The following is a 12651-nucleotide window of genomic DNA, read 5'->3' on the forward strand; positions in this document are numbered from 1 at the left end:
GCGGCGTTGGACAGGTTCAGTGAGCGGATGTGCTCTGACTGCGGGATTCGCAGACACTGCTCGGCGCGTGCCTGTGCGAATGCCTGTGGCAATCCGGTAGTTTCGCGACCGAAGAGAAAGTAGATATGCTGATTGCGGTCGCTGTAGTCGAACTGAGTGTAGTTGCGTGTGCCGTAGGTTTCTATCAGGTAGACTTGTGCATTAGTTTGGGTTTCGGTTATCCCAATGAACATTTTAAATTTCATTGCTATAAGTACTATGTACTATAGCTTTGGATACAAACTTTAGTGGTTGAAATATAGTTTAGGAAAAATGAAAAACTTTTGGTTATAGTTTATATAGATGATCGCTCCATAAACGATTCGATAACTATTTAACTGTTCTGAAATAGATTCTGGTCTGACTTAAATATTGTTTCATTTATATAATTATTGTGCTGCCCTGTAGCATTAATATGCATATTGTTTATTCTGTATTTTCTTTTGACAGACTCTTCCTGTTATGTGATTAGTATGATAAGTTTTGATTGGGAGATTTATAGGCAGAAATTCTAAGCCAATTGTTTGTCGGGTAGTAAAAGTCAGTACGATTATTTCTCATTGAATGAGCTTATTCAGTACATTTAATACCCAAATGGTAATAGGTAATACAATGATAGGTTTGATGATTGTTACCCACGAGACAGTAGGGCAGGCAAATATGCAATTAATTCGGCATATTTTTGGTTCTGTACCTGATAATGTTACTTTAATCGGAGTAGGTAGTAGTGATTCAGTTGAAAGTATACATGCTGAGGTTGTAGAAAAACTGGCTTCTTTGGATTATGGTCACGGTGTATTGATTCTCACTGATATTTTCGGTGCCACACCTTGTAATCTGGTGCGTCGGTTAATTCAGAGTGACAATGTAATTCTGCTAACTGGTCTTAATGCTCCGATGCTGATTAAGGCACTTCAACATTTTACTAAAGCAGATGATGTACATAAATTTGCAGATGAAGTTAAAGCTGCTGCTATTGCCGGCATTATGACTATTTCTAATCAGGATGAGCTTTGAAATGGTAAAAAAGGAAATTGAGATTATTAACAAGCTTGGTTTGCATGCACGGGCATCGAATAAATTTACTCAGGTAGCCAGCCGGTTTCAGTGCGAAGTATGGGTAATTCGGAAAGATCGCCGCGTTAATGGTAAAAGCATTATGGGACTAATGATGCTGGCTGCTGCACAAGGTAGTGTAATTGAGCTGGAAACCGACGGTGTTGATGAAAGTCAGGCAATGCAAGCGCTGGTTGAGCTGATTAATAATTATTTTGGTGAAGACGAATAATGAGTATCGTCCTGCATGGTGTTGCAGTGGGGGCTGGTGTTGCTATCGGTCGTGCTCATCTGGTGGTGCGCGGTATGGACGATGTGCCACATCAGGAGTTGTCGATTGAAGAAGTGCCCGCAGAAGTTGCCCGTTATGAGCAGGCCATCAAAACAACTCGCCGTCAGTTAGAGCAGTTGCGTACAGATATTCCGCAGAATGCACCTTCAGAACTGGGAGCGTTTATTTCTCTGCACCTGATGCTGGTAGGTGATGTAAGTCTGTCCAGAGAGCCTGTTGATATTATTGAAGCACAATGTGTTAATGCAGAATGGGCATTAAAACTGCAAACGGATAAACTTTCAGATCAGTTTGATGCAATTGAAGATAATTATTTACGGGCACGCAAGCAGGATATGCTGCAAGTAGTTGAGCGTATTTTTAAAAATCTGATTGGTTTATCGACAGAAGTCGTTACTGAAGCGGAAGATTTTGAAGAAGATACGATTCTTGTTGCCCATGATTTATCGCCGGCAGATACGGTTTTTTTTAAAGACAGCCGTATTGCTGCATTTGTTACTGATGCCGGCGGGCCAACCAGTCATACCGCGATTCTGGGGCGTAGCTTGGATATTCCCTCTGTGATTGCCCTGGGCTATGCGCGGGAATTAATTAATGAAGATGAGCTGATTATTGTAGATGGCACAATGGGTGTAGTTATTATTGCACCTGATGATGTTATTTTAAAGGAATATCGCCGGCGTTTGCGGGAATTTCGCAGCTTAAGACGGCAGTTAAATAAACTTAAGAATACGGCAGCAACAACATTAGATGGAATCAATATTGAGTTGTTGGGTAATATTGAAAGTGCTAATGACATAAAAGCACTGCATAGTCTGGGTATGGATGGTATCGGACTATATCGCAGTGAGTTTTTTTATCTGAACCGTGATGCTCTGCCTACAGAAGATGAACTGTATACCGAATATGCTGATGTGGTTAAAAAGCTTAAGGGTAAACCTTTAACCATACGGACAATTGATTTAGGTGTAGATAAAAATCCGCGCTGGTTTGGTCCCAGTCACACGATGAATCCGGCTTTGGGATTGACCGGTATTCGTTTGTGTCTGGCTGAACCTGTGATGTTCCGTACCCAGATGCGGGCAATTATGCGGGCCGCGGTTTTGGGACCAGTGCGCATGATGTGGCCAATGATTTCATCAGTAACAGAGATACAGCAGTGTTTGACTCATTTAAATACAGCCAAACAACAGTTACATGATCGCTTTGAAACCTTTGATGAAAATATTCAGGTTGGGGCGATGATAGAGATTCCGTCAGCTGCACTAACAGTTAATTCTATTTTGAAGATGATTGATTTCGTTTCAGTCGGTACTAATGATTTAATTCAGTATACGCTGGCGGCAGACCGTAATGATGAAAGTGTGAGTTATTTATATCAGCCGGGTCATCCTGCGGTACTGAAGTTACTGTTGCATGTTATCCGTACCGCTGCACGTCTGAATAAACCAGTATCTGTGTGCGGAGAAATGGCTGGTGATGCTCAATATACACGGTTATTGATGGCGATGGGGCTGCGCCGGTTTTCGATGAATGCAAATAATATTCTGGCGGTGAAAAATCAGATTATTCAAAGTGATCTGCTAATGCTTGAAACCGAAGTACAGAAAATATTACGTAATGATGATCCAGATAAGGCATTAAAATTACTGAAAAAATTAAATTCTTCACATGAATTATCTGAAAGTGCGGATTAAATAAATTGTTTTGTCTGACTTAGCACAGTTTAACTGCGTTTAATGATGATTTTTCTATAATATTTTTGTCAGTATTGTTTTTGCCTGACAATCAGTATTGAGTAAGTAGTATTTTCCCGCAAATTGTCCACCGATATTCCCTCCCTTGGTATCGGTGGTTTTTTTTATTTATTTTTATATATGCTATATAAATATTAAACTGATTTATGCAATTAATATGATATTGTAGTATTGATGGACTAAACTCAATAACTGTATTGCCAGAATGATTAATTGCAAGTTTGTGTCTTGAGTAAACTGTTATAATAGTGGTCTATTTTTATACAATAAACTGATAATTCATGATGCAAGAACATTATTGTCCCGAAAAGATTGAGCTGGCTGCACAAGCGCGCTGGCAGGAATACCGTTTATTTAACGCTAAAGATTTTAGCCCGAAACCTAAATATTATTGTCTGTCGATGTTCCCTTACCCCTCGGGTAAGTTACATATGGGACATGTGCGAAACTACACTATTGGTGATGTACTGAGCCGTTATCGCTTGCTTAATGGGTTTAATGTGATGCAGCCGATGGGCTGGGATGCATTTGGTTTGCCTGCTGAAAATGCTGCGATGAAACATCAGGTAGCACCGGCACAATGGACTTATGACAACATAGCTTATATGAAAAAGCAGTTGCAGAGTCTGGGTTTTGCGATTGACTGGGAGCGGGAAATAGCGACCTGTACACCGGAATATTATCGCTGGGAACAGTGGCTGTTTGTGCGTTTATTCCAGAAGGGCATTATTTATAAGAAAAACGGAACAGTAAACTGGGATCCGGTGGATCAGACTGTACTGGCCAATGAGCAGGTTGTGGACGGTCGTGGCTGGCGTTCCGGTGCCATTGTAGAAAAACGTGAAATCCCGATGTATTACTTCAGGATTACGGATTATGCTGAAGAACTGCTCAATGGTCTGGATACACTGGAACATTGGCCGGAGCAGGTAAAAACCATGCAGCGCAACTGGATTGGCAAGTCACGCGGCATGCAGGTACGGTTTGCACTGGCTGAAGACAGTAAAGCAGGATTAACCGGTGAGTATGCAGATTTTGTACAGGTATATACCACACGTCCTGATACACTGATGGGAGCAACTTATGTTGCTGTTGCTGCAGAACATCCGCTGGCGACAGCTGCCTCTGCTGATAACCATCAGTTACAGCAATTTATTGCTGAGTGCAAGGCCGGTTCTGTGGCTGAAGCAGACATGGCCACGATGGAGAAGAAAGGTATGCCTACCGGACGCTTTGCCATCAATCCGCTTAATGGCGATGTGCTGCCGGTCTGGGTGGCTAATTATGTGCTGTGGGGATATGGTGATGGTGCGGTAATGGCTGTTCCGGCGCATGATGAACGTGATTTTGAATTTGCCACTAAATATCAGCTACCAGTAAAACAAGTAATTGCCTCTACGCAGAATACAGATATTTTTAATACAAGCGCGTGGCAGGAATGGTATGGCAGTAAAGAGCAGACACAGTGTGTTAACAGCGGTGAACTGGATGGTCTGGATTTTTATGCGGCATTTGAGCGTGTTGGTGAGATTTTACAGGCTAAAAATGCCGGTGCACCGAAAACACAATATCGCCTGCGTGACTGGGGTATTTCCCGGCAGCGTTACTGGGGTTGCCCGATTCCGATTATACATTGTGATGATTGTGGTGATGTCACTGTTCCGGAAGAACAGTTGCCAGTTGTATTACCGGAAAATGTGGTACCGGATGGTGCCGGTTCTCCGTTAGCCAGAATGCCGGAATTTTACGAAACTACCTGTCCATGCTGTGGTAAACCGGCTCGTCGGGAAACCGACACTATGGATACTTTTGTTGAATCGAGCTGGTATGCAGTACGGTATGCATCACCACATTGCAATACTGCAATGGTGGATAAAGAGGCTGCTAATTACTGGATGAATGCAGACCAGTATATCGGTGGTATTGAACACGCTATTTTACATCTGCTCTATGCCCGTTTCTTTACAAAGTTAATGCGCGATGAGGGGTTGCTGAATGTAGATGAGCCATTTGCCCGCTTACTTACTCAGGGTATGGTGGTATGTGAAACGTATTATCGTGAAGGTGCTAATGGCAGCAAAGAATGGATTGCTCCGCAAGATGTGGATTTGCAGCGGGATGATAAAGGCCGGCCTCTGGCTGCAACCCTGAAAGCAGATGGTAAACCGGTGTGTATCGGTGGCATTGAGAAAATGTCTAAATCCAAGAATAATGGTGTGGATCCGCAAGAGCTGATTGACCGCTATGGTGCGGATACTGCGCGATTGTTTATGATGTTTGCCGCACCGCCTGAGCAATCACTAGAGTGGTCAGATGCCGGGGTAGAGGGTGCGCATCGCTTCCTGCGCCGTTTGTGGCGTACTGTATATGATTATTTACAGCAGGGTGCAGGTGTAACCGCATTTACCGGCAGTCAGGATAATTTGTCTGCCGACCTGAAAGCGCTGCGGTTGAAACTGCATAGCACAGTCGCCAAAGTAACCGATGATTATGGTCGCCGGCAGCAATTTAATACCGCAATTGCTGCGGTTATGGAATTGCTGAATCAGTATGACCGGACTGATTGCACTACAGAAGCTGGGCGAGCCGTGGCACAGGAAGTGCTGGAGTGCGTATTGCGTCTGTTATGGCCGATTGTGCCTCATGTGTGTGAAACATTATGGAATGAGCTGTCTCCGCAAAAAACGCTGTGGGATGCTGCATGGCCATGTGTTGATGAAGCCGCACTGGTACAGGATGAAATTACCCTGATGGTTCAGGTAAATGGTAAGCTGCGCGGACAGATTACAGTTTCTGCCGATAGTAGTAATGATGAAGTACAGGCAGCAGCATTGGCTGATCCGGCCATACAACGATTTGTGGATGGCAAAACACCAAAAAAAGTTATTGTTGTGCCAAAACGATTAGTCAATATTGTTATCTGATCGCATAATCCGATGAAAAAGACATGTTATTAACATGTCTTTTTTTTATTACATAAATCAATTACTGCGAAATACGCCTAGATTATTTGGCGCCTGTACCGCAAATAATTCAGGGTAGAGTATAGGCGATTAGATAGTCTCCCATCTTCGTACCGAATGAGCTATGACCACCGGCCATTTGTACTACATATTGTTTACCATTAACGGCATACGTCATTGGTGTAGCCTGTCCGCCGGCAGGCAAACGTGTCTGCCATAATAAATCTCCGTTACTGGTATCGTATGCACGCAGATAGTTGTCCTGCGTTGCACTGACAAACATAATATTACCCGCTGTGGATATTGAGCCACCCAGACCCGGAATGCCAATTTTCAATGGTGGTAATTCAAATAATTTTGGCAGACTGTCACGAATAGTGCCAATACGTTTTTTCCACACCACTTGGTTAGTCTGCAAATCAACACCAGCTACAAATCCCCATGCCGGTTGTTTACAAGGTAAACCTATTGGTGACAGAAAAGGGTTAATTTCTACTCCATAAGGAGCGCCATACATCGGCTGGATACCATTCTCAGTACCGGCGCCCTGTTTTTGTTGAGCTCTGTCGGGGTTAGCCGGAATCAGGCGGGAAACGAAGGGCAGTCCGATTGGGTTCATCAGAGCAATTTGCCGATCCTGATTGACAGATATACCACCCCATTCAAATACCCCCAGATTACCAGGAAATACCAGTGTGCCATTTTCAGAAGGTGGTGTATAAATGCCATTATAATTTAAGCGTTTAAACTGGATGCGGCACAGAAGCTGGTCAAACATGGTTGCTCCCCACATATCTTTATCAGTCAGTTTGTCTTTCGGCATCAGACTTAAAGCTGAGAAAGGCTGAGTAGCGGCATAATGTTCACCCTGTGTCGGTTTACCATGTTTCAGAGTCTGTGGTACCGGCTGTTCAATAACTGGCACAATAGGTTGGCCGGTTTCACGGTTGAGGACAAAAATATTACCGGTTTTGGTCAGCACATAAATAGCAGCAATCCGTTTACCGGATGATGTTGTAATGTCCATCAGTGAAGGCTGAGCCGGTACGTCCATATCCCAAAGATCATGGTGAGTAGTCTGAAAATGCCATAGCAGTTTACCGGTGGAGGCATTCAGTGCCACAAGAGAGTTGGCATAACGTTCTTTTAACTTATCACGGTGACCGCCCCAGATGTCCGGTGTGCTTACTCCGGTGGGTATATATACAATATTACGCTGTTGGTCGTAGGCCAGAGGTGCCCATGCATTGGGTGAATTATGCACGAAATTGGTCTTTTCACCCGGCATCGCATTCGGGTTTTCCGCACCAGTATCAAATACCCATTTTAATTGCCCGTTATTGACATCATAACCACGAATTACCCCGGAAGGTTCTTTAGTTGAGAGATTATCCGTTACCGAACCACCGATAATAATCGTGCTAGGTGTTACAACAGGCGGTGAGGTCGGATTATATCCTCCTAAAAAAGCATAAGGCATTTTGGCTTGCAGATTAATTTCACCGTTATGACCGAAATCCGGACATTTCTGACCAGTCTGTGCATTGACGGCAATTAAACGGCCATCATTAACCGGTAATAAAACTTTTTGCGGACAAATAGCGGATGCGGTGGTCTCAGAACTATGTGCTGTCGTAGCATCATAATAGCTGACACCACGACAAGTCAGATGCTGAAAAGTTCTGTTGCTGCGCAATTCAGGGTCAAAACGCCATAAACGTTTGCCGGTAGTGGCATCCAGAGCATCCAGAAACTGGTGTGGTGTACAGATAAAGAGTTTCTTGCCGATTTTGATCGGTGTTAGTTCATTAGTGGTTTCTGCTGAATCATTAGCAGTTTTGAAATCATCGGTACGGTAAGTCCAGGCTACTTTAAGCTGTTTAACATTAGTGGTATTGATTTGAGTTAATGGTGAATAACGTGTTCCGCCCTGAGTACGACCATACGCCGGCCAGTCTTCTGCTGCTACACCATTATCGTCTGCCGCTGGTGCCGGCTGGAGGCGAGTAATGGTGCCATTAATTTGCTGCGGATCATGACTGATGCTGTAGAACATCACACCTAGTATCGCAATTAATGCTATTGTAATAATTAATTTTCCACTTCGTGAAGCTGATATATGCCGTGTTGGCCACGGAGTTAAAAGCCATAATCCAAACAGAAATAGCAAGTCAAAACGTGGTGCTAATGCCCAGAAATCGGTGCCGGACTCCCATAAACCCCAGATTAGTGTGATAAATAGAGTAATTGCATATAGCCACAGACAGCTACTGCGCTGATAATGGTATAGAGTTGTAAACAAACATAGAATTAGGGCAATAATGGCATAAAATGCTGAACCGCCCAGCCATATCAACCATATACCTCCTATAAGCAGATAGATAACAGTTAGCCAAAGTACTATCAAAGTCATTATTCTGGCGAGAGAAAACGATGTATATGCTTTCATAATGTGTCTGTTAGCTTATTTTTATAATAAAAATTAAAGATAAAAATTATTATAATAAACAATATATAAGATGCAAATGTATATATTAATGATTAAAAAATTTACAGTCGGAAAATTTCGAATCTGATCTTGAATCAGCAAACAGTTTTTAGAAATACAGTCATATTTTTAGCAGATTTTATTGCAAATACGGGTAATTTTTAGGAAGCAATAAAAATTAGTTTATTTTTTCAATCAGTGTAAATTGTAATGTCTAAGTGAATTCAGAATGGCTTTTCAATATTTAAATTGCTGTAACTAAGAAATAATATGGCGTAATTAATTCCGAATAATCTGATTTATCTGTTCAGATAATAAATTTTAGATCAAATAATGATTAATTTATTGTATGGATAATTAGTAAATAAACGGAGTAATTACTTTTGCTTGAATTTTTTATCTTGCGGTTACTTGAATTTTTAATTTTATTTTTGCGATTATGCAATATATATATAATTTTCTAAGGCTTATTAAATTGCTTTGCTGTATTTTTATTAATAAAAGTTTACTTATAATAAGAATAATATATTTATATTACTGATATATAAGGATAAAATTTATATTCTTTTTGGGGCTAAATATTGCATAATATATATATATTAATTATTGATTAATAAAGTAAATTTTTTTATTAAAAATATAAATTAATATGTAGAAATAGATTTATTCTTTTCAAGAATTTTAATTATGAACAATGTAAAAAATTGATTTGGGGAATAAGAATGAATAACTTTAAGCAGAAAAAATTAAATTCAATTATACATACATTAGTATTTAAACTTTCACTAGGAACCATGGCACTACTTCCAATATCAGTAAATGCAACTACATGGATTAATGATGCTAATATCGGGAATTACAAAAAAACTGGAATTGATATCTTCGACGATGTAGAAATAAATATAAGTAAAACAAACGACTCTGAACCACATATTGATATTGATCAGAATAGTAGAGCATGGATTGGTATTCGATCGTCTTCCAACAAAAAAACAACTATTACTGGTGACTCATTTAAAATTAGAAGTCAGATATCTAAGAGTTATACAGATTTTTATGGTATTCACCTAGGAAATCAAACTAATTTAGTTTCAGAAACTGATCTTGACATAAATATTGGAAGTGGTAAAGGTATTTATCTAGCTGATGGAGCAATGGGCGAGTTTAGAGGGAAAGTAAATATAGAAACTGGAAACAGAAGTATAGGAATACATTCTTATACCAGTTCAGTCCCACGCCGTACAAAAAGTTTATTTAAGAATGAAGTAAAAATAAATACCAATGGTGAGGGAAGTCGGGGTATTTGGTCTCAGAGAACTCAGAGTCTAACAGCAGAAGGAAATGAACTAATTTTTAACAATAAAGCGGTGATTGATGTAAAAGATTCTTCTTCAAATCCTAATACTGCTGGAATTTATGTAGATCAATTACCACCAAAACCAGGCGCCTTCACCGGCAAAGGCGATTTTATACAATTCAATAAAGGGCTTAAACTTACTGTTGATGGTGGTACCGCAATTTCAATGAACCAGCACAAGGGTGAATTAGAGATTAGGGATCCTGATGGTTCAAATGATATCCGTATTGTTGTTAAGGATCCTGAAGGCTTTAATGCGATACAAGCAATAGCTGGCAAAGTGATTATTGATGGTAAATCGGAAATTATTGGAGATATTGTTTCAAGTGAAAATGATGAGCTTCGGGATAAAGGAGTAGTTAAATTAACTCTGGCTGACGGTTCAATGTTATTAAGCTCTTTGGACAATGATAATGGTGCAGGTGAGATTAATCTTGGCCTTTCCGGTAGTCACAGCCAGTGGAAAATGACCGGCAGCTCAAATATTAACTCTCTGGAACTCAGTGATGATGCCAAAGTCAGTTTTGGTTATGATTATGCTACTCCCGATGCTGTTACCAGCCTTAACGGGAACAACGCAATGGTATTAGAAACTGATTCGTTAAAGGGTAATAATGGCGTATTTAAAATGCGAGCAGCGATTGGTAAAAATATAGATAATGATTTGCTGAAAATAACCGGATTACAACAGGCAAAGGGTAATCATAAAATTGCTGTTATTGATGCTAAAACTGGCTCCGCTACAGTAACTGGCAAAGAAAAAATTAAACTGGTTGAAACCAATGGTGGCGATGCTAAATTTAGTTTATCGTCCTCAGCAGTAGATATTGGTGGCTATGAGTTTAATACTTTAGACGAATTTGACAATTCTAATCCTGACGGTAAAGATTGGATATTGTCTGCATCTTCAAATTCTGATGGCAATCAAGGTGGGGAGACATCAGGCGGCTCAGATAGCAATAATGACAACGGGTCAGCAGGAGATTCAGGTTCAGGTATGAAACCAAAACCAAAACCAGATTCCAAACCGAATTTAACTAATACAGCGAAAAATGCGGCCAATATTCTTAATTCAAATTATTTAATGAGTTATGTTGAAACACAAACTTTATTGCAGCGTATGGGACAAATCCGTACCGATGATACAGCGAGCGGTAAAGTATGGGGGCGTATATATACAGGGAAACTGAACTCATTTAATGATAATCGGTTGTCTGGTTTTGATATGGATTATTATGGATTACAGATGGGGCTGGACCGTAAACTGAATTACGATAAAGTGAACCTATATTATGGTTTAATGGGCGGACTAAGCCGTGGTGAAGTTGATCACAACGTTGGTGACGGCAGTACTAAAAGTTATTCACTAGGATTATATGGTACGTTACAAAGTCAGAATGGTTTTTATCTTGATGGTTTAGTCAAGTATATGCATATGACCAACAAGTTCAATAGTATGACCGCAGGAGGCTATCATGTTAAAGGAGATGGCAATACCAATGGCTTTTCCATAGGAGCAGAAGTAGGCAAACGTATTCATTTATCCGGTGCAGGAAACGCGGATGAGGGTTGGTATTTAGAACCACAGGCCCAGCTTACTTATTCACATCAGGATGGAGCCACCATTAATGCGACCAATGGGTTAAGAACCAGACTGGGTAGTTATAATTCATTAATAGGGCGGGCGAGCCTTATTTTAGGTTATAACATTCAAAACAATAAAAATCCGGTAGATATTTATTTTAAAACAGGTTATCTGAGGGAGTTTGATGGAAAAACTTCTTATACCTTTAATCGTGTTGCAAAAGAAAAATATGATTTTGGTGGTAACTGGTGGGATAACGGTATAGGAATTAATGTGCGGCTGAATGGGAAACATCATATTTATGGTGATATGGTTTATTCTGCAGGAAACAAATTTAATCAGAAGCAGATTAATGCGGGATATCGTTACAACTTTTAACCAGAATGTTATTGCTGACTAAAGCTAAAATTTAGCAAAGACTGATGTTTAAAAGCAGGTTTAATCATGGTGGTGCCGGATAATTCCGGTGCCACCATTTTGGTGTTTAGTTGATTATTGGTCAATGTATATAGGAAATATGGCTATTAATATTAATTTATTGAATGTAATTATGAATTAGTCAGAGAATACGCAGTTATGTATTTTAAATGGATGCGTTTAGTAGTGATATCAATGGTTGAGTATAAACAATTTAATTATTTCAAATGCATAATTAATTTTTCTTTGATTGATACTTATCAGCTGTTGCCGGATACCTGTTGCTGTTTAAGTTACAGCCTGTCTGAATAGGTGAATAGTATTCAGAGTAAATCTTTTTCATGCTGCTCCATCCAGTTTGCGATGGAAACCAAAGCCGGTTTTAGAGTTTTTCCCAGCGCTGTTATCTGGTATTCAACTTTAGGCGGTACTTCGGGGTAGAGCTTTCTGGTAATTAATCCTTTTTGTTCAAACAGCTTTAGCTGTTTTGTTAATTCTTTCTGAGTAATTGGTGCGATGGCTCGCCTTAACTCGCCAAAACGAATGGGTTGATCATTAATAATCAGGCGATACAGGATAGGAATAGCCCATTTTCCTGAAATTAAATTAACAAATTTAACCATAGGACAATGATAAATATCAGGGGTATTTTTTTCAGTGTGCATAACTATTTTCCATTAGTATCTATTTGGTACCT

At 40.1% G+C, this 12651-nt stretch carries 8 protein-coding genes; 5 read left to right on the plus strand and 3 right to left on the minus strand.

Annotated features, from left to right (window positions below):
- Nucleotides 1–245 (minus strand): tRNA (cytidine(34)-2'-O)-methyltransferase (locus H3V01_RS09950; RefSeq protein ID WP_304944970.1); only part of this gene is annotated, 245 nt, incomplete at its 3' end.
- 406 nt (nt 246–651) lie between these two features.
- Here H3V01_RS09950 and H3V01_RS09955 point away from each other — a divergent pair.
- The 4 genes from H3V01_RS09955 (at nt 652) to leuS (ending at nt 6068) form a co-directional block, all read left to right on the plus strand.
- Nucleotides 652–1056 (plus strand): PTS sugar transporter subunit IIA, encoded by a 405-nt coding sequence (locus H3V01_RS09955; protein WP_198186706.1) that lies wholly within the window; start codon nt 652–654, stop codon nt 1054–1056.
- Nucleotide 1057: 1 nt separating this feature from the next.
- Nucleotides 1058–1327, plus strand: coding sequence for an HPr family phosphocarrier protein (locus tag H3V01_RS09960; protein WP_198186707.1), 270 nt, complete (start codon nt 1058–1060; stop codon nt 1325–1327).
- The gene (gene ptsP, locus H3V01_RS09965) at nt 1327–3084 is read left to right on the plus strand and encodes a phosphoenolpyruvate--protein phosphotransferase (RefSeq protein WP_037391768.1); all 1758 of its coding nucleotides are present in this window, start codon (nt 1327–1329) and stop codon (nt 3082–3084) included. Before H3V01_RS09960 ends, ptsP begins: the two co-directional genes overlap by 1 nt.
- A 344-nt stretch (nt 3085–3428) precedes the next feature.
- Entirely contained in the window at nt 3429–6068 is a 2640-nt protein-coding gene (leuS, locus tag H3V01_RS09970; RefSeq protein ID WP_198186733.1) for a leucine--tRNA ligase, read from the plus strand.
- Nucleotides 6069–6177: 109 nt separating this feature from the next.
- Here leuS and H3V01_RS09975 read toward each other — a convergent pair whose 3' ends face one another.
- Entirely contained in the window at nt 6178–8556 is a 2379-nt protein-coding gene (locus tag H3V01_RS09975; protein ID WP_198186708.1) for a membrane-bound PQQ-dependent dehydrogenase, glucose/quinate/shikimate family, read from the minus strand.
- Between the two features lie 761 nt (nt 8557–9317).
- Between H3V01_RS09975 and H3V01_RS09980 the strand changes: the two genes are divergently transcribed.
- Nucleotides 9318–11915: an autotransporter outer membrane beta-barrel domain-containing protein gene (locus H3V01_RS09980; RefSeq protein ID WP_198186709.1), complete on the plus strand. Its 2598-nt coding sequence runs from the start codon at nt 9318–9320 to the stop codon at nt 11913–11915.
- 362 nt (nt 11916–12277) lie between these two features.
- Here the strand turns inward: H3V01_RS09980 and H3V01_RS09985 are convergent, their stop codons facing one another.
- The gene (locus tag H3V01_RS09985; protein ID WP_084561953.1) at nt 12278–12619 is read right to left on the minus strand and encodes a winged helix-turn-helix transcriptional regulator; all 342 of its coding nucleotides are present in this window, start codon (nt 12617–12619) and stop codon (nt 12278–12280) included.
- Nucleotides 12620–12651 lie beyond the last annotated feature (32 nt).

It is taken from the genome of Snodgrassella sp. M0351 (assembly GCF_016100575.1).
Taxonomy (GTDB): domain Bacteria; phylum Pseudomonadota; class Gammaproteobacteria; order Burkholderiales; family Neisseriaceae; genus Snodgrassella; species Snodgrassella alvi.

Coding starts and splice junctions, on each gene's coding strand:
- H3V01_RS09955 (WP_198186706.1), top strand. CDS start 652: ATGATAGGTTTGATGATTGTTACCCACGAGACAGTAGGGCAGGCAAAT.
- H3V01_RS09960 (WP_198186707.1), top strand. CDS start 1,058: ATGGTAAAAAAGGAAATTGAGATTATTAACAAGCTTGGTTTGCATGCA.
- ptsP (WP_037391768.1), top strand. CDS start 1,327: ATGAGTATCGTCCTGCATGGTGTTGCAGTGGGGGCTGGTGTTGCTATC.
- leuS (WP_198186733.1), top strand. CDS start 3,429: ATGCAAGAACATTATTGTCCCGAAAAGATTGAGCTGGCTGCACAAGCG.
- H3V01_RS09975 (WP_198186708.1), bottom strand. CDS start 8,556: ATGAAAGCATATACATCGTTTTCTCTCGCCAGAATAATGACTTTGATA.
- H3V01_RS09980 (WP_198186709.1), top strand. CDS start 9,318: ATGAATAACTTTAAGCAGAAAAAATTAAATTCAATTATACATACATTA.
- H3V01_RS09985 (WP_084561953.1), bottom strand. CDS start 12,619: ATGCACACTGAAAAAAATACCCCTGATATTTATCATTGTCCTATGGTT.